This is a genomic window from Flavobacterium sp. R1_16 (genome assembly GCF_057652095.1).
Map to the genome: position 1 here is coordinate 37,255 of NZ_JBYFCG010000010.1, position 22,567 is coordinate 59,821.

19 protein-coding genes and 1 other RNA gene are annotated in these 22,567 nt (G+C 32.3%); 15 read left to right on the forward strand and 5 right to left on the reverse strand.

Annotation, left to right across the window (positions count from 1 at the left end):
- Positions 1–12: 12 nt before the first annotated feature.
- From pta to AC23L6_RS12765, 3 genes are all read left to right on the forward strand, one after another.
- Entirely contained in the window at positions 13–2,106 is a 2,094-nt protein-coding gene (pta, locus tag AC23L6_RS12755; protein WP_487562812.1) for a phosphate acetyltransferase, read from the forward strand.
- A 5-nt stretch (positions 2,107–2,111) separates the two neighbouring features.
- The gene (locus AC23L6_RS12760; RefSeq protein WP_487562811.1) at positions 2,112–3,311 is read left to right on the forward strand and encodes an acetate/propionate family kinase; all 1,200 of its coding nucleotides are present in this window, start codon (positions 2,112–2,114) and stop codon (positions 3,309–3,311) included.
- A 104-nt stretch (positions 3,312–3,415) separates the two neighbouring features.
- The gene (locus tag AC23L6_RS12765) at positions 3,416–3,799 is read left to right on the forward strand and encodes a RidA family protein (protein WP_487562809.1); all 384 of its coding nucleotides are present in this window, start codon (positions 3,416–3,418) and stop codon (positions 3,797–3,799) included.
- A 69-nt stretch (positions 3,800–3,868) separates the two neighbouring features.
- Here the strand turns inward: AC23L6_RS12765 and AC23L6_RS12770 are convergent, their stop codons facing one another.
- Entirely contained in the window at positions 3,869–4,918 is a 1,050-nt protein-coding gene (locus AC23L6_RS12770) for a glutaminyl-peptide cyclotransferase (protein WP_487562808.1), read from the reverse strand.
- A gap of 87 nt (positions 4,919–5,005) precedes the next feature.
- Here AC23L6_RS12770 and ffs point away from each other — a divergent pair.
- The 3 genes from ffs (at position 5,006) to fsa (ending at position 6,780) form a co-directional block, all read left to right on the forward strand.
- An RNA gene (gene ffs, locus AC23L6_RS12775) (signal recognition particle sRNA small type) lies at positions 5,006–5,103 on the forward strand.
- A gap of 94 nt (positions 5,104–5,197) precedes the next feature.
- Entirely contained in the window at positions 5,198–6,001 is an 804-nt protein-coding gene (locus tag AC23L6_RS12780) for an SDR family oxidoreductase (protein ID WP_487562807.1), read from the forward strand.
- 122 nt (positions 6,002–6,123) lie between these two features.
- Complete coding sequence (fsa, locus tag AC23L6_RS12785; protein ID WP_487562806.1) at positions 6,124–6,780, forward strand: fructose-6-phosphate aldolase; 657 nt, start codon at positions 6,124–6,126, stop codon at positions 6,778–6,780.
- A gap of 88 nt (positions 6,781–6,868) precedes the next feature.
- On the opposite strand, the gene AC23L6_RS12790 is transcribed toward fsa, so the two are convergent.
- Positions 6,869–8,272 carry a TlpA family protein disulfide reductase gene (locus AC23L6_RS12790; protein ID WP_487562805.1) on the reverse strand — a complete coding sequence of 468 codons (1,404 nt, stop codon included), beginning with the start codon at positions 8,270–8,272 and terminating at the stop codon, positions 6,869–6,871.
- Between the two features lie 149 nt (positions 8,273–8,421).
- On the opposite strand from AC23L6_RS12790, the gene AC23L6_RS12795 reads away from it, so the two are divergent.
- The 9 genes from AC23L6_RS12795 to AC23L6_RS12835 all read left to right on the forward strand — a co-directional run bounded on the left by AC23L6_RS12795 (position 8,422) and on the right by AC23L6_RS12835 (position 17,092).
- The gene (locus tag AC23L6_RS12795; protein WP_487562804.1) at positions 8,422–10,038 is read left to right on the forward strand and encodes an ABC-F family ATP-binding cassette domain-containing protein; all 1,617 of its coding nucleotides are present in this window, start codon (positions 8,422–8,424) and stop codon (positions 10,036–10,038) included.
- 163 nt (positions 10,039–10,201) lie between these two features.
- Complete coding sequence (locus tag AC23L6_RS12800; protein WP_487562803.1) at positions 10,202–11,584, forward strand: T9SS type A sorting domain-containing protein; 1,383 nt, start codon at positions 10,202–10,204, stop codon at positions 11,582–11,584.
- Between the two features lie 170 nt (positions 11,585–11,754).
- The gene (gene pyrR / locus AC23L6_RS12805; RefSeq protein ID WP_487562802.1) at positions 11,755–12,306 is read left to right on the forward strand and encodes a bifunctional pyr operon transcriptional regulator/uracil phosphoribosyltransferase PyrR; all 552 of its coding nucleotides are present in this window, start codon (positions 11,755–11,757) and stop codon (positions 12,304–12,306) included.
- Positions 12,307–12,310: 4 nt separating this feature from the next.
- Complete coding sequence (locus AC23L6_RS12810) at positions 12,311–13,237, forward strand: aspartate carbamoyltransferase catalytic subunit (protein ID WP_487562801.1); 927 nt, start codon at positions 12,311–12,313, stop codon at positions 13,235–13,237.
- A 105-nt stretch (positions 13,238–13,342) separates the two neighbouring features.
- A complete protein-coding gene (locus AC23L6_RS12815) occupies positions 13,343–13,675 on the forward strand; it encodes a ribonuclease Z (protein ID WP_487562800.1) in 333 nt (110 codons plus the stop codon).
- 272 nt (positions 13,676–13,947) lie between these two features.
- The gene (locus AC23L6_RS12820) at positions 13,948–14,853 is read left to right on the forward strand and encodes a ribonuclease Z (RefSeq protein WP_487562799.1); all 906 of its coding nucleotides are present in this window, start codon (positions 13,948–13,950) and stop codon (positions 14,851–14,853) included.
- Between the two features lie 76 nt (positions 14,854–14,929).
- Positions 14,930–15,577, forward strand: coding sequence for a pyridoxamine 5'-phosphate oxidase (gene pdxH / locus AC23L6_RS12825; RefSeq protein WP_487562798.1), 648 nt, complete (start codon positions 14,930–14,932; stop codon positions 15,575–15,577).
- A 226-nt stretch (positions 15,578–15,803) separates the two neighbouring features.
- Positions 15,804–16,307, forward strand: coding sequence for a CAP domain-containing protein (locus AC23L6_RS12830; protein WP_487562797.1), 504 nt, complete (start codon positions 15,804–15,806; stop codon positions 16,305–16,307).
- Positions 16,308–16,729: 422 nt separating this feature from the next.
- Positions 16,730–17,092, forward strand: a complete 363-nt coding sequence (locus AC23L6_RS12835; RefSeq protein WP_487562796.1) for a CAP domain-containing protein — start codon at positions 16,730–16,732, stop codon at positions 17,090–17,092.
- Between the two features lie 487 nt (positions 17,093–17,579).
- Here the strand turns inward: AC23L6_RS12835 and AC23L6_RS12840 are convergent, their stop codons facing one another.
- From AC23L6_RS12840 to AC23L6_RS12850, 3 genes are all read right to left on the reverse strand, one after another.
- Positions 17,580–19,538, reverse strand: coding sequence for an OmpA family protein (locus AC23L6_RS12840; RefSeq protein WP_487562795.1), 1,959 nt, complete (start codon positions 19,536–19,538; stop codon positions 17,580–17,582).
- Positions 19,539–19,550: 12 nt separating this feature from the next.
- The gene (locus AC23L6_RS12845) at positions 19,551–20,462 is read right to left on the reverse strand and encodes a PorP/SprF family type IX secretion system membrane protein (protein ID WP_487562794.1); all 912 of its coding nucleotides are present in this window, start codon (positions 20,460–20,462) and stop codon (positions 19,551–19,553) included.
- A gap of 59 nt (positions 20,463–20,521) precedes the next feature.
- On the reverse strand, positions 20,522–22,567 hold a 2,046-nt coding region (locus AC23L6_RS12850; protein ID WP_487562793.1), incomplete at its 5' end, for a T9SS type B sorting domain-containing protein.

The window sequence follows — 22,567 nt, forward strand, 5'->3', positions numbered from 1 at the left end:
ATACCAACTATAATGAACAAGGCTATTTATGTAGCAACTACTAAAGAAAACAGCGGAAAGTCAATCATTACCTTAGGTTTAATGAGTATGCTTATAGGTAAAACAGCCAAAGTGGGTTATTTTAGACCTATTGTAGAAGACTTTGAAGAAGGGAAATTTGATAATCATATTGAAACTGTTATCACACATTTTAATTTAGACATTCCTTTTCACGATGCATTTGCTATAACCAAGAGTAAGTTAATCAAAAAAAAGAATAAGGGAAAATTAGGAGAGGTCATTGATTTAATTATCGATAAATACAAAAAATTAGAAGAACGATTTGATTTTGTATTAGTTGAAGGCACTAGTTTTACTGGAGAAGGTACAGCGATAGAATTAGACATCAACGTACTTATCGCTAAAAATCTAGGAATTCCAGCCATTATTGTTGGTTCAGGAGTAGATAAAACCTTAGAAGAATTAATAGACAGTCTCTACTTAGCCTATGATTCTTTTAAAGTAAAAGAAGTTGAAGTTTTAGCTGTATTTGCCAATAAAGTGCAACCTGAAAACATAGATTTAGTTACTGCTGGACTAAGAAAAAGCCTGCCGACTAACGTTTTAATTAACTCAATTCCAATTATATCAAGTTTAAATAATCCTACCATTCAAGAAATTGCAAACGAATTGAATGCAAAAGTTTTGTTTGGTTCTGCCTATCTCAATAATCAAACGAGTAATTTTAGTGTTGGCGCCATGCAATTGAGTAATTATCTCATTCACCTGAAAGAAGGCTGTCTAGTAATTACTCCAGGAGATAGAGCAGATATCATTTTGGGAGCTTTGCAAGCCAATGAGTCGGCAAATTATCCTACCGTTTCTGGAATAGTATTGACAGGAAATATTTTGCCTGAACCTAGTATTCTAAAATTAATTGAAGGACTTTCTACCATCGTACCCATAATTTCTGTAGAACATGGTACCTATCAAATCGTGAATAAAATAGGGGATATTAAGGCAAAAATTTATTCTAATAACAAACAAAAGATAGAAACCTCTATTCACACTTTTGAGAAGTATGTGGATTTAGATAATTTAACCGAGAAATTAATCACTTTTGAAGCTGAGGGAATGACTCCAAAAATGTTTCAATATAATTTGGTTAAACGAGCTAAAAAGAATCGAAAACATATTGTTTTACCCGAAGGAAATGACGAGCGCATCATTATGGCAGCTTCTCGATTGTTAGATATGGATGTTGTTGATATTTCCTTGATTGGGAATAAGAAGCAAATTGAGAATAAAGTGTTGGAGTTAGGTTTGGATTTCGATTTTTCAAAAGTAGCCATTATCAATCCTTTGACTTCTAAACATTACGATGATTACGTAAATACCTATTGCGAATTGCGAAAAGCAAAGAATGTAACTCTAGAAATGGCTAGAGATTTAATGGAAGACGTATCGTATTTCGGTACCATGATGGTCTATAAAGGACATGCAGACGGAATGGTTTCTGGTGCTGCACATACTACTCAGCATACTATTTTGCCAGCATTGCAATTTATTAAGACCAAACCGAATTCTTCAGTAGTTTCATCAGTATTTTTTATGTGTTTGGAAGATCGTGTTTCGGTTTTTGGAGATTGTGCTATCAATCCAAATCCTACTGCCGAACAACTTGCCGAAATTGCTATTTCTTCTGCTGATTCGAGTTTGGCTTTTGGTATAGAACCCAAGGTAGCCATGCTTTCGTATTCATCAGGTTCATCAGGCAAAGGTGATGAGGTAGACAAAGTAAGAACAGCAACTGAAATTGTGAGAAGAAAACGTCCAGACTTAAAAATAGAAGGACCTATTCAATATGATGCCGCAGTAGATTTAGAAGTAGGACAGAGCAAAATGCCCAATTCAGAAGTGGCAGGACATGCTAGTGTTTTAATTTTTCCAGATTTAAATACAGGTAATAATACTTACAAAGCGGTTCAAAGAGAAACAGGAGCTCTGGCCATTGGTCCAATGTTGCAAGGTTTGAATAAACCTGTTAATGATTTAAGTAGAGGCTGTACCGTTGATGATATTATTAATACAGTTGTTATAACTGCAATACAAGCACAAGGATTATAAAACAGATGAAAATAGTAATTATAAATTCAGGGAGTTCCTCCATAAAATACCAATTAATTGAAATGCCCTCTAATACTGTTATTTGCTCAGGCATGATTGATAGAATTGGTTTAGAAACATCAAATTTGACTTATAAAACGGATACTATCACAATAGAAGAAGTACTTCCCATTGCAAATCATAAAATTGGATTAAATACGATAGCGAAACTTTTGATGGATAACAAAGTTGGTGTCATACATAGTACTTCTGAGATTGATGCTGTAGGTCATCGAGTGGTGCATGGAGGCAATACTTTTTCAAAAACAGTCGTTATTGATGCTCATGTGAAGCACGAAATTAAACAACTTTTTGATTTAGCGCCTTTACATAATCCCGCCAATTATGAAGGTATTATTGTAGCCGAAGAGATATTTAAACAAGCTAAACAAGTAGCAGTTTTCGACACAGCTTTTCATCAAACTATTCCAGTGATGGCTCATAAATATGCGATTCCTAATTCTTTTTTAACCGAACAAAAGATGAGAGTCTATGGCTTTCATGGAACCAGTCATAAATATGTTTCTGAGAAAGCGATTGATTATTTGAAATCCAATTCGACCCATTCAGGTTCCAAAATTATTACCATACATCTGGGTAATGGTTGCAGTATGACAGCCATTAAAGATGGAAAAAGTGTGGACCATTCGTTAGGATTTGCCCCTATGAATGGATTGATTATGGGAACACGAAGCGGAGATGTAGATCAGTCGATAATTTTTCATATGGTTAATGCTTTGGGATATTCATTGGAAGAAGTGAATACACTATTGCAGAAACAAAGTGGAATGCTAGGACTTACAGGCTATAGTGATTTGAGAGAAATTGAGGAAAATGCACAAAAAGGAAATGCAGAATGTCAATTGGCATTAGAGATGAAAGCCTATAGAATTAAAAAATTTATTGGTTCGTATGTTGCCGTTTTAAACGGTTTGGATGCCATTGTTTTTACAGCAGGAATTGGAGAAAACTCCTCTTATATCAGAAAATTAGTATGTACTGATATGGATTATTTTGGTATTGAATTGGATGATAATAAAAATGAAATTCGCTCAAAAGAAATAAGAGAAATTAATACAGTCAATTCTAAAACAAAAGTATTGGTAATCCCTACTAACGAAGAATTTGAAATAGCCAATCAAGTATATGATTTACTTTTAAATTAAAGAGCCGTTTCCAATTAAACTCATCAAATTTTTATAAATTGTCACCAAGTTATTTAGTCGTTAAGTAGTATTTAAAGTTTTAAAAATCAGTTAATAATAAAAAAATGAAAAGAGAAAATATTTTAACAGGTTCGCCTTGGGAAGACAAAATGGGTTACTGTCGTGCCGTCCGAATTGGAAATATCGTTGAAGTTTCTGGAACTGTGGCTATTGTAGATGGTGAAAAAGTAAAAGCAGACGATGCTCACGCCCAAACTTTAAATATTTTAGAAAGAATTGAAAAAGTCTTGGAAGATTTAAATGTGAGTATGAAGGATGTTATTCGTACCCGAATCTTTACTACAGACATCACTACTTTTGAGGCTGTTGCAACTGCACACGCTACCTATTTTAAAGATGTAAAGCCCACAACTGGCTTTTATGAAGTAAGCAAACTTGTAGCTCCAGAATATCTTGTAGAAATTGAGTTTACAGCTGTAGTTGCTTAAGTAAGAAAAGGTACAAACTAAAAAAGCTCTTGAATTTCAAGAGCTTTTTTAGTTGAAAGAGTTAAAACATTATTCAGAAACTTTAATTTCAAACATTTTATCCCAATTTTTACCAGTAACGAATAGTGTTTTTGTTTTAGGGTTATAGGCAATTCCGTTTAAAACTTCTGCCTCTGTGTTTTTAACTTGTTTTCTCAAATCCGATAAATTTAGAATTGCTTCAACTGAGCCATTTTCTGGATTAACTACCGCAATAGCATCCTTAGTCCATATATTGCTGTAGATTTTACCATTAATCCATTCTAATTCATTGACACTTTTAATTTTATTGCTGTTAGTATACACATTAATGTAATCAATCATTTTTAAAGTTTTCGGATCTAGCTTCCAGATTTTTTCTGTACCGTCTGATTGATATAGAAATTTACCGTCGTTGGTCAATCCCCAGCCTTCAACTTGTTTGTCAAAAGTAAATGTTTTCTCAACTTTCCACGTATTCACATTGTATACAAAACCTGTTAATTCTTTGTATGTTAGTTGAATAATCTGGTTGTTTATAATTGTAATACCTTCACCAAAATACTTGCCATCTAAGTCAAGACTTTTAAAGCTTTTACCTGTTTTATAATCTATTTTTAGTAGTTTGGATTTGTTGTATTGACCTGTACTTTCATATAGGGTATCTCTAAAAAATTCTAAGCCTTCGGTAAAAGATAAGGTATCGTGAGGAAAGACATTTACGATTTTATACGATAGTAATTTAGGTTCTACATTAGACATTAGTTCTACTCTTGCAGTGGTTTCAACATTTTCACCTTCAAAATAGACTAAGGCTTTCAGATTTTGATAGCCTAATTTTTTATTTTTAAAGTCGTAAGATACTTTTTCTAATCCTTTTTTAGTTGCAATTTTTACATCGTTTACATAGTAAATAATGCTATCAACTTCTTTTTTTTCATTATTTAGGATTTCTAACAATATACTTTCATTAGGTTGATATTGTTCTTTAAATGAAGAAGTATTGAACGAAAAATAGGACAGCTTATCTTTTTGAGATGATCCACAGGATGTTATTAAAATCCCTAATAAAATGATTGATAGAAGGTTATATTTTTTCATTAGTATAAATTTGAATACGCAATATACAATAGTAATTTATAAGTTTAATTCCGTTTGCAAAAATACAAAAAGATTGTATATTTGCGCCGGCAAGTCCTACACGACCAGCTCCTGCAAAATCCTCCAGGATGGGAACATAGCAAAGGTATGTGGTTGAGCGGTGCGATGTAGGTCGCTTGCCATTTTTAATCTTCCTTTTTGGAGGATTTTTTTTTGACCTTAGATGAAATTTTTGAATTAAGGTTTAAATAACTACTTTTATAAACTCATACATCGTTAATGAATAAAGTTGTTTTAATTACAGGCGGTTCCTCAGGAATAGGAAAATCTATTGGTGAATTTCTACATCATAAAGGATTTATAGTTTATGGAACTAGTAGAAACCTAGAAAAATGTATCAATTCTATTTTTCCATTAGTAACACTTGATGTAAGAGATACTGAAAGTATTCAATCGGCGATAGCTAAAGTAATGGCTACTTCAGGAAGATTAGATATTTTAATTAATAATGCAGGGGTAGGAATAACGGGGCCTTTGGAAGAAATTCCGACAGAAGAGATTAAAAATAATTTTGAAATCAATTTCTTTGGACCCATTGAAGTGATAAAAGCAGTCTTACCTCAAATGCGTTCTCAGAAGTCAGGATTAATTATTAACATTACTTCCATAGCTGGTTACATGGGATTGCCCTATCGAAGTGTTTATTCCGCGTCTAAAGGAGCTTTAGAATTAATTACAGAAGCTTTGCGAATGGAGGTCCAATCTTTTGGTATTCAAATTACAAATGTGGCTCCGGGAGATTTTGCTACCAATATTGCTGCTGGTCGATTTCATGCTCCATTACTAAAAGGCTCTGCCTATGAAGTACCTTATGGAAACACTCTAAAAATGATGGATGAACATGTAGATAGTGGTAGTAACCCCATAGAAATGGCTGAGGCGATATTTGCTATTATTCAAAATCCAAATCCAAAAATTCACTATAAAGTAGGCGCTTTTATGCAAAAGTTTTCCATAGTCTTAAAAAGAGTATTGCCTGATAAAGTCTATGAAAAAATGTTGATGAATCATTATAAATTGTAATTTTGCACAACAAATTATTTATGTTGTTAAAAATTATCATTTTTTATCATCAATTAATGATTATTTCATAATAAATGAACAAAGTACAGAGATAAACATTTAAATAAATATAAATCAAGAATATGAAATTTTTTATAGACACAGCTAATTTAGCTCAGATTAAGGAAGCACAGGCTTTAGGCGTTTTAGACGGAGTGACCACAAACCCAAGTTTAATGGCCAAAGAGGGTATTACAGGTAAGAACAATATTTTGAAACATTATGTTGACATTTGCAATATTGTTGATGGTGATGTAAGTGCTGAAGTGAACGCTTTAGATTTCGACGGAATGATTAAAGAAGGTGAGGAGTTAGCTGATTTGCACGAACAAATTGTTGTAAAGTTGCCAATGACCAAAGAGGGTGTTATGGCAGCAAAATATTTTTCAGATAAAGGAATAAAAACCAATGTTACCTTAGTATTTTCTGTGGGACAAGCGATACTGGCTGCAAAAGCTGGAGCTACTTATGTTTCCCCATTTATAGGTCGTTTGGATGATGTTTCTACAGATGGATTGGCACTTATAGAAGAAATAAGACAAATCTATGACAACTACGGATTCGAAACTCAAATTCTTGCTGCATCTGTGCGTCACACCATGCATATTGTAAATTGTGCTAAAATTGGTGCAGATGTCATGACAGGACCATTGTCAGCTATTCACGGTTTGTTAAAACATCCTCTTACTGATATTGGATTGGCTCAATTTATTGCTGATTTTGAGAAAGGGAACAAATAAATCTAGCGTATTTCCGTTTACGGATAATGCAAATAGTAAAAAAGCGATTTTCATTTGAAAATCGCTTTTTTATGTTTGAGTATTTTTGTTATAGATTGTTTTCAAAATCAACATTGAATATATTCGTAAATGCGGTCTTGATCTTACCATCACTATTGAGAACGATAGCTCTGTGAACTTTCATAATTGCCCATTTTGATTTTATATCTTCAAAGTCGTTACTTCTTAATTCAATAATGCCATCAAATTTATATTTAGATAAAGCGATGTTCCATTCCTCTTGATCTTTATCTAAGTTGATTCCAATGAATTGGTAATCAGGATATTTTGATTTTAGGTAAGCAATCTTTTTATGAGCTGCAACTAAGTGTGAAACTAGATTTTTAGTCCAAAAGAAAATCACAGTTTTTTTCTTTGCTAGACAAGTAGAAGAAATTAATTTTTTGTTTGTGTCAACAAAAGTAATTTCAGGTAGTTCATTACCAACCTTTAATAACTGTATAGCATTTCCAATTTTTAGGATTTCATTTTTTTTACTTTTATCGGTTGAAAATTTATGATAGATATCAAGAAACTTTTGATTATTAATCATATTTTGATCTTCAAGCAAATAAGTAAAAGCAATGTTATTGAGAATGGTATTTTTAACCATTTCATTTTTAATTAAGGTGTCGGCAATATTAAGTTTGTTGATATTTGTTTTTAATGCTAAATCAACTTCAGTAAAATGATTATGATAATTGATAGAGCCTGTATTGTTCAGCATATTTGATAAATACATCACATACGGTGAGAAGTTAGCCAACTCAGGGCTATTAAAATTAATTTTCTTTCTAAATGCGTAGTAATTGTTTGGTAAACTATCTAGGATATTGATTCCTGTTCGGGCTTTATGAATTACAGGGTACAATTCTTTTTTGGAGTAATAATGAAAATCCAAAGCACTCTTTGCATAAATATCAAATTCGTCGCTCCATTTTAATTCTTCTTTTTTAGCACTGTAGAATTTTTTTGTGTCTAAATAGGTTGAATCTATGTTTTTATTGAATTTAGGAATATCATAATCAAAGACTTCAAATAAATTACTTTTATCTCGTTCATTTTTTAAATACAATTCCATTAAGAAATTGTTTTTTTCATCACCTCTACCACAGAATACAATAGATTCGTCGAAATCTTTAGAATTAATATGTACCATGATACTATCATTCTTATCAAAATATACATATTGATATTCTGGCTCGTTCTTAAAAGTGTATAGACCGGGAGGTAACGAATCAAATTTTACAAAAAAACGATTGTTTTGGTCAATCTTTATCGTATCAATGACATCAGAGTTTTTACAAAATAAAATATACGGGCTAGTTGGGTTAGTTACTTCTCCTCCAAAATAAGCAGTATAATCGTCGCTTTTAAATTCATTTTTACATGAACTTAAAAGAAAAGCAAGAGTAATAGCGATTAAAGAGGAAAGTTGCTTAATAATCAACATGTTTAATATTACTATAGCTTACAAAAATATTTAGTTCAAATTAAAGTTTCTGTTAATGCATAGTTAAATATAAACACCCAACGAAATAGCGTAATACTAGGTATAAACTACGGTATTTTTTCTACTTTTGCAAAAAAAAAATAGATTTCATGTTAACAGTTAATAATTTATCAGTTCAGTTTGGCAAAAGAGTATTATTTGATGAGGTGAATACGACCTTTACTCACGGGAATATTTATGGGGTGATTGGAGCCAATGGAGCTGGAAAATCAACTTTTCTTAAAATAATAGCAGGTGATATAGACCCTACATCTGGAAACATTCATTTGGAGCCGGGTAAAAGGATGTCTGTTTTAAATCAAAATCACAACATGTTTGACGAGCATACGGTTTTAGAAACCGTTATGATGGGGAATAAGATTTTGTTTGCTGTAAAAAAAGAAATGGACGAACTCTATTTGGATTACAATGACGAAAATGCCGATAGAATAGGAGAGTTACAAGTACAGTTTGAAGAAATGAATGGTTGGAATGCTGATTCTGATGCTGCTGCGTTGTTATCAAATCTTGGCATATCAGAAGATAATCATTACACTCTAATGGCTGATTTAGATAGTAAACTAAAAGTTCGTGTTCTTTTAGCCCAAGCCCTTTTTGGTAATCCAGATGTATTAATCATGGACGAGCCTACGAATGATTTGGATTTTGAAACCATTGCATGGTTAGAAAATTTCTTGGCAAATTATGATAACACAGTAATTGTAGTATCACATGACCGTCACTTTTTAGATGCGGTTTGTACTCATATTTCGGATATTGACTTTGGTAAAATAAACCATTATTCAGGTAATTATACCTTTTGGTATGAATCGAGTCAATTAGCTGCAAAACAAAGAGCACAACAGAATAAAAAAGCAGAAGAGAAGAAACAAGAATTGGAAGAATTTATTCGTCGTTTTAGTGCCAATGTTGCCAAATCGAAACAGGCAACTTCTCGAAAAAAGATGATTAGCAAATTGAATATTGCTGAAATCAAGCCTTCAAGCCGTCGTTACCCAGCTATCATTTTTGATCAAGAGCGCGAAGCAGGAGACCAAATTTTGAATATTGAAAATTTAAGTGCTTCTATTGACGGTGAAACGTTATTTACTAATGTAGATTTAAATATGGCTAAAGGAGATAAAATAGTTTTGTTTTCTAGAGATTCTCGCGCTACAACTGCTTTTTATGAAATATTGAATGGAAATAAAAAACCTGATTCAGGAACTTATGATTGGGGAATTACTACTAACCAAGCTTATTTACCAGTTGATAATCATTCTTTTTTTGAAAATGATTATTCATTAGTAGATTGGTTACGTCAATGGGCGAAAACAGAAGAAGAGCGTGAAGAAGTTAATATTCGGGGATTTTTAGGAAAAATGATTTTTTCAGGTGAGGAAGCTTTAAAGACATGCCGAGTTTTATCTGGTGGTGAAAAAGTAAGATGTATGTTATCTCGAATGATGATGGAACGCGCCAATGTTCTAATGTTGGATGAACCAACAAACCATTTGGATTTAGAATCGATTACAGCATTTAACAATTCATTGAAGAATTTCAAAGGCTCCGTTATCTTTACTACCCATGACCATGAGTTTGCTCAAACAGTTGGTAATAGAGTAGTCGAATTAACTCCAAAAGGTATAATTGATAGGTACATGACTTTTGATGATTATTTAGATGATGAAAAGGTTCAGGAATTGAGAACAAAAATGTATTCTTAAGTTTGTAGTTGAAGCTAGTTTTTGTTGAGTATTTTATATTTTTTAGTATCTATTTTTGTTAAAATTGTATTATTTGTTGAAAAATGATGAAATAATATTAATTTAGCCAGCCGAAAAATATAAAATAATCTAAAAAACAAAGCACAATTGCTTTAAGAATAAAATGAAAAAAAATACCACACTTTTTGTTATTCTAATTACGTTCTTATTACATGCTAATACTACATTTAGTCAAATTAATACAAGCGCTATTAAAAGGTCATCGACTGGAAAAATTCGTTGTTTAACAACCGAATATGAAAAGTATTTACAATCTAAAAATACTAAAAGAGCAACAAAACAAGATTTTGAGAATTGGATAGCTCCAAAAATAGAAGAGTATAAAAATAATCAACTTGTTAAAAAGACTTCTACAACAGTTATAACTATTCCAGTTGTAATTCACATTATTCACAATGGAGACGCTATTGGTAAAAATGAAAATATTACCGACGCACAAGCATTATCACAAATTACTGTTCTTAATCAGGATTTTAGAAAAATGTTAGGAACACCGGGTTACAATTCTAATGCAGTTGGTGCCGATATTGAAATTGAATTTTGTATGGCTCAAGTAAAACCAGACGGAGTTACTCCTACAAATGGAATCGATAGAGTGCAAAGGTCAGCAGCAACATACTCAACTATGAATGCTACAGAGACGATGAAATCAGCTACTCAATGGGATCCAACGAAATATTTTAATATTTGGACAGTTTATTTTTCAGATAACTCAAGTGCAGAAATGAATGGAACTTTAGGATATGCTCAATTTCCTAGTACTTCGGGCCTTACTGGAATAACAGCCGCTGATGAAGGAGAAGCAGATACGGATGGGCTCGTTATAGATTATAGAAATTTTGGCTCTGTAGATATTGCTCCAGGTCCTTATTCTACTGATTATGACAAAGGAAGGACTGCTACTCACGAAATAGGGCATTGTTTTGGATTATTACATATTTGGGGAGATGGTTCAGGAGATGAATCAATGAACAAACCAGATTGTAGCGCCTCAGATTATTGTGCAGATACACCTCAAGCTGGTTGGGAGCACTATGAATGTGGGACATTTGATACATGTCCTTCAAAGACGGGTAAAGATATGAATCAGAATTACATGGATTATTCTCCCGATTCGTGTATGAATATTTTCACTTTGGATCAAAAAAATAGAATTCTTGCCGTTATGAATAATTCACCAAGACGGAAAGAATTGAAAACATCAAATGTTTGTACAGCTCCACTGGCTACAAATCAGTTTGATTCACTTAAAGGAATTGTATTGTATCCAAATCCAGTAAAGAATATTTTGAATATTTCTATTTCACAATCACAATTGCCAGAAAGTTTCGTTGTTTGTAATAGCTTGGGTCAAGTTATCGAAAGAAAACAGATAGGAACATCAAACGATTTAACAATTAATACATTTTCTTATGCTAAGGGAGTTTATTTAATTAGAGTTATAAAAGGTAACACTTCCAAAACGCTCCAATTTATTAAAGACTAGGTTTAGGAAATCAATTAAGAATATAAGGCCGTTTGAAATGAACGGCTTTTTTTTATTGTATTAGCTTTGAGTCATAATTTTATCTGGAGAGGGTTTGTTAAAACAATTTAAAAAAAAGATACTTCATACATCATATTTTTGTACTTTTACAACCCAAACACTACTCCGCTATGAGTCAAAAAATATTGCTCACTTCCAAAGAAGTCAATATTATACTGCATCGTTTGGCCTGTCAACTGATAGAAAATCATCATGATTTTTCTGAAACTGTGTTGATTGGAATTCAACCAAGAGGAATTTTTTTGGCGGAACGACTCAAGAAAATCTTACAACAAGAATATCTCATCCAGAAAATTGCTTTAGGTTATTTGGATATTACTTTTTTTCGAGATGATTTCCGAAGAACTGAGAAACCTTTGGAGGCCAATCAAACTAAAATCGATTGTATCGTAGAGAATAAAAAAGTTATTTTTATTGATGATGTGTTGTACACAGGAAGAAGTATCAGGGCTGCTTTAACAGCGATTCAGTCTTTTGGTAGACCATCAGAAATAGAATTATTAGTCTTAGTCGATAGGCGTTTTAGCCGTCATTTGCCTATTCAGCCTGATTATTACGGAAGGCAAGTTGACGCAATAAATAATGAAAAAGTAAAAGTAACTTGGATTGAGAATGATGGAGAAGATGGAGTTTTTTTAATTAACAGTAATCATCAAAAATAAAGAAATGGGCGAGTTAAGCGTAAATCATTTATTAGGAATAAAATACATTACTAAACGCGATATAGAGCTCATTTTTGAAACTGCCGACCATTTTAAAGAAGTTATCAATAGACCCATAAAAAAAGTACCTTCTTTACGCGATATAACAATCGCCAATATATTTTTCGAAAACAGTACTCGAACTAAACTTTCCTTTGAATTAGCCCAAAAAAGACTTTCAGCTGATGTGATTAGTTTTTCTGCAGCTCAATCATCAGTCAAAAAAGGAGAAACACTTATAGATACGGTAAATAACATCCTTTCTATGAAGGTAGATATGGTTGTTATGCGTCATGCTAATCCGGGTGCCGCACACTTTTTATCACAAAATGTTAAAGCTAGTATCATTAATGCTGGAGATGGAGCACACGAACATCCAACACAAGCTTTATTGGACAGCTACACTATTAGAGAAAAATTAGGGGAGTTAGCTGGGAAAAAGGTAGTTATTGTGGGTGATATCCTACATTCTAGAGTTGCATTATCAAATATATATGCATTGCAAATGCAAGGAGCAGAGGTGAAAGTATGCGGTCCTAAAACACTTATTCCAAGGTATATAGAATCATTAGGAGTTGGTGTTGAGTCCAATCTAAGAAAAGCACTAGAATGGTGTGATGTAGCCAACATGCTTCGAGTGCAAAATGAAAGAATGGATGTGAATTATTTTCCCTCAACTCGTGAATACTCCCAGCAGTATGGTGTAACAAAAGATGTATTGGACTCATTGAATAAAGAAATTGTAATTATGCACCCAGGACCAATTAATAGAGGAGTAGAAATTACTAGTGATGTTGCCGATTCAAGTCAATCAGTTATCTTGAATCAGGTTGAAAATGGTGTAGCCGTTCGCATGGCTGTAATTTATCTTTTGGCATCAAAAATTCAATAAAATTATTTTTCATTATTGAAATTTTCTGTAAAATAATCGTAAATTAGCTACAGTTATTTCACATGTGATTTACTCCAATTTTAATAAAATCAATATCCATTTACTATGAAAGTTGAGCAAAAAGGTCATACGGTTTCTATAAAAGATACTCAAGGTGATTTGGTTTCCTTTTTGATGAAAGTGACTCATGAGCATAAATCTTTTGAAAAGTACAATATGATTATTGATATTAGTTCGCACAAAAATCTTTCTAAAAAAGATATCAATAGTTTTTTACCACTTTCAAAAAATCATAGGGCACATCATAAATCCTTTGTTATAGTTGCTCAAGATATTGATTTTAATACTGTTTCAGAAAAATTGACAGTCGTTCCTACTGTATTAGAAGCCCACGATATTATTGAAATGGAGGAAATTGAAAGGGATTTAGGCTTTTAAATTATAATATATGGACTTTTATAGTAACCCTAAGAAGCTAAGTAAAGTAATGAATATGGTAAATATTTTATTATTATTAATTTATTTAGTTGCATTTTCCTTCATAGTGTATGATTTTTTAATTTATAAATCAGATAATTATATTTATTTGTTTGGGAATATAGTTTTGGGAGTTATTATGATTAGACCAATTTTGAAGTATTATAAAGATAGAAAAATTGATAAATAGTAGATTTATTAGTTAAATCAATAAATCTAAAATAAATTTAAAATTGAAACTAACCATTCTCGGTTGTTATGCCGCTACACCAAGGTCATTTACTAATCCAACTTCACAAGTTCTAGAGATTAGAAATAGGCTTTTTTTAATTGATTGTGGCGAAGGGACTCAAGTTCAGTTGAGGAAGAATAAAATTAAGTTTTCAAAAATTAATCACATTTTTATATCTCATTTGCATGGAGACCATTTTTATGGATTGATCGGATTGATTTCTACATTTATGTTACTCAATAGAAAGAATCCTTTACATATTTATGGTCCCAAAGGAATTAAAGAAATACTTCTTTTACAATTAAAGCTATCTAATTCGTGGACTAGCTATGACCTGTTTTTTCATGAATTAGAATCTACAAATAGTGAAATAATTTTTGAAGATGACAAAGTAGTCGTAAAGACAATTCCTCTAAAACATCGTATTTATACAAATGGCTTTTTATTTGAAGAAAAAGTAGGAGATAGAAAACTTAATATGTTGGCTGTCAAGAATTTTGAAATAGATACTTGTTATTATCAAAAAATAAAAAATGGTAGTGATATTTCACTAGAAGATGGTAGGCTTATCGAAAATAGTCTTTTAACTTTTGATCCAATTCCAGCCCAGAGTTATGCTTTTTGCTCGGATACGGTATATGATGAAAACATAACTAAATACATTGCTGATGTGGATGTATTGTATCATGAGTCTACTTTTTTGAATAAAGAAGAAGATTTAGCAATAAAAACGATGCATTCAACTGCTTCTCAAGCTGCTAAAATTGCCAAAAAGTCAAATGTTAAACAACTTATTTTAGGTCATTTTTCAACCCGTTATGACAGTATTTTGTCTTTTAAAGAAGAGGCAGAACGTATTTTTCCAAACATTTTGCTTGCTGATGATGGAGTTTCTTTTGAATTTTAACAGGTATTATTTAACAAATCATTTTTGTAATTTTAAGCATGCATAACAAAGGATTTTAAACTAAATCAAATAATATATGAATCAAGATTTGAGCAATTATAGAAAATCATATACCAAAGGAGAGCTTTTAGAGACAGATATTCCAGAAGATCCAATTAATCTATTCCATAGATGGTTTCACGAAGTTCAGGATTTTGGTGGAGTTGATGAGGTGAATGCAATGACAGTTTCAACTATTGGTCTTGATGGTTTTCCAAAGGCAAGAGTAGTCTTGTTGAAAAAATTTTACGAAGAAGGTTTTGTTTTTTATACGAATTATAATTCCGAGAAAGGTAAAGCAATACAAAATAATCCAAATGTTTGTTTGTCTTTTTTTTGGCATTCTCTCGAAAGGCAAGTAATTATAAAAGGAATTGCAGAAAAAACTTCGTCTGTTGAATCGGATAATTATTTTGCATCTAGACCAGATGGAAGTAAATTGGGCGCTATTGTTTCCAATCAGAGTCAAGTTATAGACTCAAGAACTCAATTAGAAGAAGAACTTAAAAAGCTTGAGATCGATTTTCAAGGTAAAGATATTCCTAGACCTGACTTTTGGGGTGGTTTTTTAGTTCGCCCCATGGAAGTTGAATTCTGGCAAGGAAGACCCAATAGATTGCATGATAGAATTCGTTATCGTGTAGAAGATGATTATTCTTGGTCAATAAATAGATTATCTCCTTAGTTTTTTATTTACTCTAAATTGTATAACCACTATTTTAGTGGTTTTTTTGTTTTAATTTGTAAGAAAAATATAGATAAAAATATTAAATTTATGCATTTCATCGATTTTATTTGTCACTTAAGCGATAAATGTAGTAATATTGACATAAGAAATTAAAACAACGTTCTGATAATATACTTAAAGAAGTTTGCCCCACAATCTACTTTAAACTTAAACCTACTAGACTATGAAAACAAAATTACTTCGAGCATTGTTGCCGATGGCGTTAGTGTTCACTTTGATATCCTGTTCATCAGATTCAGCTACAGAAGAAGTAGCTACATCACAAGCTAGATTAATACAAGATTACAACTACCAGCCAGAGGAGTTGGAACTAGCTGACTTGATAAATGAGTACAGAGCTAGTAAAGGTTTAAGAACATTACATATTATTAATCATGTTTCATTCAAATCAGAGGAGCATAATGAATATATGATTTCAAAACGAGTTGTGAATCATGATTTGTTCCAAGAGCGAGCTGAAAATATTATAGAAGTTTTGGGAGCAGTAAAAGTAAATGAGAATATAGCATATAATTTCTCAACTCCTTATTCAGCATTATATGCTTGGTTAAAGAGTTCAGGACACAAAGCAAATATAGAAGGAGATTTTACAGATTTTGGAATTTCAATTCGAATAGATCCAAACACAGGAGATAAGTATTACACCAACATTTTCATAAAAAAATAAATTGAGTTTAGTTTAATTACGTTTTGTTTTGACGATAAAGTCACTCCGATAAGAGTGGCTTTTTTGTTTAATAATAGTAGCAAAGTATTTAATAAGTTTAGTTTTATAATTAAGTAAGAAAAATACAGATAAAAATATTTATTTTATTCATTTCATCGATTTTATTTGTCACTTAAGCGATAAATGTAGTAATATTGACATAAGAAATTAAAACAACGTTCTGATAATATACTTAAAGAAGTTTGCCCCACAATCTACTTTAAACTTAAACCTACTAGACTATGAAAACAAAATTACTTCGAGCATTGTTGCCGATGGCGTTAGTGTTCACTTTGATATCCTGTTCATCAGATTCAGCTACAGAAGAAGTAGCTACATCACAAGCTAGATTAATATAAGATTACAACTACCAGCCAGAGGAGTTGGAATTAGCTGACTTGATAAATGAGTACAGAGCTAGTAAAGGTTTAAAAACATTACATATTATCAATCATGTTTCGTTCAAATCAGAAGAGCATAATGAATATATGATTTCAAAACGAGTTGTGAATCATGATTTGTTCCAAGAGCGAGCTGAGAATATTATAGAAGTCTTGGGAGCAGTAAAAGTAAATGAGAATATAGCATATAATTTCTCAACTCCTTATTCAGCATTATATGCTTGGTTAAAGAGTTCAGGACACAAAGCAAATATAGAAGGAGATTTTACAGATTTTGGAATTTCAATTCGAATAGATCCAAACACAGGAGATAAGTATTATACCAACATTTTCATAAAAAAATAAATTGAGTTTAGTTTAATTACGTTTTGTTTTGACGATAAAGCCACTCCAATAAGAGTGGCTTTCTAATTTTAGGCCAGTTACAAATGGTTATTTTCATAGATATGTTTAAGTGAAATCTTTTTTAGGTCAATAGACTGTTTACTTACTATTTTACAGAAGTAAATTTTATTGATTTTATATTTTCACAAGTGAGATTTGATTTCTTGTTGTTAGGTAACAGTATGCTTTAATCTTCAATCTTTTCAAATTTACTTTGTTTTAAAGCCGTATTATCAACTTTACGAGCAACATTATAACCTAACATGTTTAGTATTTATTTAAATGCTTTAAATCGCTAAACAAGACTAATTTTGAAGTTAAATCAATCTGTTATTTAGTTTATTCACGTTCATTTCATTTTCTATCAAGATTTTCTCAGCAGAGATAATAACAATAAAAAAGCACTCAACATGAGTGCTTTTTTATTGTTATTAAGTAGTATGTTACTTTACAATGCAGTGATGATAAATTCACTACGTCTGTTTGCTTGATGTTCATCTTCTGAACATTTAACTCCGTCAGCACATTTGTTTACTAATTGAGTTTCTCCATAACCTTTTCCAGTCAAGCGATTTGCATCGATACCATTTTTAACCAACCATGACATGGTAGATTTTGCTCTTCTGTCAGACAGTTTTTCATTGTATTTATGAGTTTGACGACTATCTGTATGAGAACGAACATCAATTTTCATGTTAGGATATTGTTTCATAACATCTAATATTTTTTCTAACTCAAGAGCAGCATCAGGTCTAATATTCCATTTGTCTAAATCAAAATAGATAATCTTTATTCCAAAAGCTTTTGCCAAATCATCACCAACAACAACTGGTTTTACTTTTTTCTCTAATTGAATAGGTAAATCGGTTTTTCCAGTTAGAGTAGGGATAGTGATTTTCTGTTCTTTTGTGTCGTATGTATCTTTTTCAGCTCTTATAAAATATGATTTACCACACTCAACTTCAAAGGTGTAAAAACCTTTATCGTCCGATAGAACCTCTTTTATTTTATTGAATTTATCATCAAATAAAGTCACTTTTGTATTAGGTAAAATTTCACCAGTGTCTAAATCGGTTACGATTCCTGACAATACTTGTTCGCAAACTAATTTTCTTGTTTCTAAAAACTTGTAAATGTCATCATATCCTTTTCCGCCATCTCTGTTGGATGTTAGAAATCCTTTTCTTGTTTTTGTGTCAATTAGATAAGCAAAATCGTCTTGAGGTGAATTTGCAGGTGCGCCAATGTTTATTGGTTCTCTAAAACTTCCGTCAGGATTCATTTTCGACATAAAAATGTCTAAACCTCCTAGTCCTGGATGTCCATCGGTAGCAAAATACAGTTCATTTTCATTTGTGAATATTGGAAAAGATTCTTTACCTTCAGTGTTAATAGTTACTCCTAAATTTTCAGGGGTTCCAAAACTTCCGTCATCATTAATCGTTACTTTCCACAAATCAGATTGACCATGAGTTCCTGGCATATCCGATGCAAAGTACATCGTTTTTTCGTCAGGACTTAATGTTGGATGAGCTACACTATAGCTATCGCTGTTGAAAGGCAACTCTTCAGCATTTTTCCATTGATTATCAATTAAGGTTGCTTTATAAACTTTCAGCAAAGTAATTCTATTAGCATCTTTTCCTTTTTTACCATTATTGAAATTATTTCTGGTAAAGTACATTGTTTTTCCATCCTTTGTAAAAACAGGAGTTGCTTCATGAAATCTTGAGTTGATGTTTTTAGCAAACTTTTCTGGTACACTAAGACTGTCCTCAATCACACCTTTCTCGTCTTTTGGTGTTATGTCAGCAGAATACATATTGGTGAAGTATTGATTGCTCCATTTGTGTTTTCTTTGAGCAAAATTTCCAGTATCTCTTGATGAGGTGAAAATCAATTTATTTCCAGAATAGGCACTACCATAATCAGAGTATTTTGAGTTTATTCCAGCGTCTTTAATAATGTATCTTCCAGAATTGGCTTTGATAATATCCATGTAATTTTGTTTATCATTAAAGATTTTTCCTCTCAAATCTTCACTTGATTTCTTGTGAAATAGATTCATCATCTCATCTGCTTTGGCATATTGTCCAATAGATTTAAGTGACTGAGAGTATCTGTAATAATATTCAGGAGCTACTTCTTCATTCATTGCAAATAACTCACCATACCATTTTGCCGCTTTTTCTAAATTGGAATTAAAATAGTATGCATTACCAAGTCTTTGAAATAAATCAGCTGATTTATACCCTTTTTCTGCTATTCTTTCATACGTTTTAGTAGCATCAATGTAGGCAAATTTATCATATTCTTTATTTCCCTTTTTAACTTTTCCATCTTGAGCATAGCTTGCAGAAGCTATCAAACTCAAGAATGCGATTAAAATTATTACTTTATTTTTCATGATGTTACAGTTTTAGAAGAATCGTGGGGATATAATTTTGTTAATGTTATTGAATAATTCATAACGCAAGAATATCTCGTGCGAACCAGAATTATAGTTTCTCAAATTTGTTGTATCCATATCATAACCATATCCAATAAACAAACCATCTGTTACTTGGAATCCAGCTAATGCACTTACAGCAGCATCCCATCTGTAGGCAGCACCGATAACGAATTTTTCATACAACATGAAATTTGCTGAAACATCTACTTGTAGTGGAGCTCCTTCTACTACTTTTGTTAATAGAGCTGGTTTGAATTTTATGTCGCTATTTAAGTCAAAAACATGACCAGCAATCAAATAGTAGTTGATTCTTTCTTTGAAAATAGCTACCTCATTATCATTGTATCTATTTGTCTCTATAAAATTAGGTACTGAGATACCAATATAGCTTTTATCAGAATGTAAGTAAACCCCAGCTCCAATATTAGGTGAAAATTTACTGTAGTTAACTAATGATTTATCAACAACAGTTGGATCAGAGTTTAATTTACCAGCATCGACATTAAAAAAGTTACCAGTTGCTTTTACACCAAAAGATAATTTATAGTTTTCAGATGCTTGAACTGTGTAAGATATATCAGCTGATATAGTGTTCTCAACTGTAGGCCCAATTCTATCATTGATAAACGAAAGTCCTAAACCTAAGTTACTCTCATTTAACGGTGTGTTCAATGACAATGCATTTGTTACAGGCGCTCCATCTAGTCCAACCCATTGGGTACGATGCAATCCAAATATACTCATAGCTCCTCTCGATCCAGCGTAAGCAGGATTGACATTAATTGTGTTGTACATATACTGCGTAAACTGTGCATCTTGCTGCGCATGGCTTATCGCTGCTGTAAACATCAAAACGAAAATTAGTATTCTTGTTTTCATTAGATTCTTGTTTTTAACCTGAGGGCTTTTACACCCTCAGGAGTTAGATTTGAGTTATATTATCTGGTTAAGTATAAATATCCGTCTTTTTTCAATGTATCACCTTTATCATTAGTGTATTCAATGATATAGAAGTAGGTTCCAGTAGGTAATTCAGACGATTTATTAACAGTTGCACGTCCTTCGGAGATTCCTCGGAATACTCTTGAATTATTGTCGTATTGATTTGTCTCGTACACTAATACTCCCCAACGGTTATAAATTTCTACCTTGTTTGTTGGGAAACAATCTGTAAACTCGATATTTTCAATTTTGAAAAAGTCATTCGCACCGTCATCATTAGGTGTTACTGCATTGTATACTCTTATTGGAGAACACTCAGGTGCAACAATACATTTGTTATCAACTTCCATTCTAACTTTAACTGATTTTGAACAGTCACCATCAGCAACTACATATTTGAGGTCGTAAAAACCTTTATTAACCCCGTTAGGAATATAGGTACTACCTTGTATAGTATTTGGATTTATAGTATCTGTCCAAGTTCCGCCTTCTGGGGTTCCTTGAGGTAATAAAGCTTTAAGATCAATTTTTAGATCAACATCTTCATTACATATTGCGTAACCAGGCGTTCCAGTTTCTTCATTTAATGAAGTAACAATCACATTTTGATTAGCAGAAGTTACATTTCCATTTCCGTCATCAAAAGTCCAACGAATTACATACGTTCCTTCAAGAGTATATTTTAAAGGATCTGTAGTAGTTCCTACAATTGCTCCAGCACAACCATCATTAGCAGTTGGTGGGGTAGCAGTAGCAGAACATTGACCAGTAATATCAGCTAATTCAGGAGCTAATGGTGCTCTAGTATCATCCACAATTACATTTTGATTTGCAGTGAAACTATTACCATTTCCATCATTAAAAGTCCAACGGATAACAAATGTACCTTGAGTACTATATGTTAACGGATCTGATGTTGTACCTATAACATTACCTACACAACTATCAACAGCAATTGGAGCAGTCGCAGTAGCAGAACATTGACCTTTCACATCTTCCAATACCGGTGGAACTGGAGCTGTTTTATCTTCAACGTTAATAGTTTGCGCAGCAGTTGATGAATTTCCACATGAATCTGTAGCTTTCCAAGTTCTAGTTATTGAATAGGAACCATTAGTACCAGGTGTTGTTACATCTTCAAAGGTTAATGTAAATGCACCTCCACAATTATCAACAGCTGTCGCTTGAGTGAACTCAGGTTTTGCTGGACAAGAAATTGTTGATGTTGCTGGTAATTCAGCAAATACTGGAGCTAAATTATCTTCTACAGTTATAGTTTGAGTTATTGTTTCAGAACTATTACCACTTAAATCTTTGAAACTCCATGTTCTTGTGATTACAAATGAGTTAGCACATTTTCCTTGAACAATTGCATCTTCACCTTTTACAGTAACTTCACCATCACAGTTGTCAATAGCTGTTAGAGTAACTGCTACAGGAACATCACCTAAACAAGCATAGGTTTCATTTTTAGGAGCAGTTGGTGCTACTGGTGCCTCATTGTCTTTAACAATTACATTTTGTATTGCAGTTGCACTATTTCCATTACCATCTTCAAATGTCCATGTAATAACATAGTTACCTTTTGTAGAATAGCTTAGAGGATCATTTGTTGTCCCTTTTATATTTCCAGAACAATTATCCAATGCTGACGGAACTGTAACTGTAGCTGAACATTGTCCAATTACATCCTCTAATTGTGGTGCAACAGGTTTTTCAGTATCTTTTACAATTACATTTTGTTTAACTGTCTGTAAAAATCCATTACCATCATCAAATGTCCAGTTTATTACATAAGTACCTTGTGTGGTGTATGTTAAAGGATCATTAGTCGTTGCTGTGATTTGTGTTTCAGAGCATTCTATGGTGTATGTTGGTTTAGATACTGTAACAGAACATTGACCAGTTACATCGGCTAAAGCTGGTATTTCAGGTTGCGTACCAGTGATATCGTATGCACAAGTTGTAGGATTGAATGTAGCCGTTTGGTAACAAGCTACTTCAGGAGCCTCAGGTTGCGTACCAGTGATATCGTATGCACA

Excerpts from the sequence above, each read along its gene's own strand:
- AC23L6_RS12760 (WP_487562811.1), top strand. The coding sequence starts at position 2,112 with ATGAAAATAGTAATTATAAATTCAGGGAGTTCCTCCATAAAATACCAA.
- pdxH (WP_487562798.1), top strand. The coding sequence starts at position 14,930 with ATGAATCAAGATTTGAGCAATTATAGAAAATCATATACCAAAGGAGAG.
- AC23L6_RS12845 (WP_487562794.1), bottom strand. The coding sequence starts at position 20,462 with ATGAAAACAAGAATACTAATTTTCGTTTTGATGTTTACAGCAGCGATA.
- AC23L6_RS12795 (WP_487562804.1), top strand. The coding sequence starts at position 8,422 with ATGTTAACAGTTAATAATTTATCAGTTCAGTTTGGCAAAAGAGTATTA.
- pyrR (WP_487562802.1), top strand. The coding sequence starts at position 11,755 with ATGAGTCAAAAAATATTGCTCACTTCCAAAGAAGTCAATATTATACTG.
- AC23L6_RS12840 (WP_487562795.1), bottom strand. The coding sequence starts at position 19,538 with ATGAAAAATAAAGTAATAATTTTAATCGCATTCTTGAGTTTGATAGCT.
- pta (WP_487562812.1), top strand. The coding sequence starts at position 13 with ATGAACAAGGCTATTTATGTAGCAACTACTAAAGAAAACAGCGGAAAG.
- AC23L6_RS12770 (WP_487562808.1), bottom strand. The coding sequence starts at position 4,918 with ATGAAAAAATATAACCTTCTATCAATCATTTTATTAGGGATTTTAATA.
- fsa (WP_487562806.1), top strand. The coding sequence starts at position 6,124 with ATGAAATTTTTTATAGACACAGCTAATTTAGCTCAGATTAAGGAAGCA.
- AC23L6_RS12765 (WP_487562809.1), top strand. The coding sequence starts at position 3,416 with ATGAAAAGAGAAAATATTTTAACAGGTTCGCCTTGGGAAGACAAAATG.
- AC23L6_RS12790 (WP_487562805.1), bottom strand. The coding sequence starts at position 8,272 with ATGTTGATTATTAAGCAACTTTCCTCTTTAATCGCTATTACTCTTGCT.
- AC23L6_RS12815 (WP_487562800.1), top strand. The coding sequence starts at position 13,343 with ATGAAAGTTGAGCAAAAAGGTCATACGGTTTCTATAAAAGATACTCAA.
- AC23L6_RS12830 (WP_487562797.1), top strand. The coding sequence starts at position 15,804 with ATGAAAACAAAATTACTTCGAGCATTGTTGCCGATGGCGTTAGTGTTC.
- AC23L6_RS12810 (WP_487562801.1), top strand. The coding sequence starts at position 12,311 with ATGGGCGAGTTAAGCGTAAATCATTTATTAGGAATAAAATACATTACT.
- AC23L6_RS12800 (WP_487562803.1), top strand. The coding sequence starts at position 10,202 with ATGAAAAAAAATACCACACTTTTTGTTATTCTAATTACGTTCTTATTA.
- AC23L6_RS12780 (WP_487562807.1), top strand. The coding sequence starts at position 5,198 with ATGAATAAAGTTGTTTTAATTACAGGCGGTTCCTCAGGAATAGGAAAA.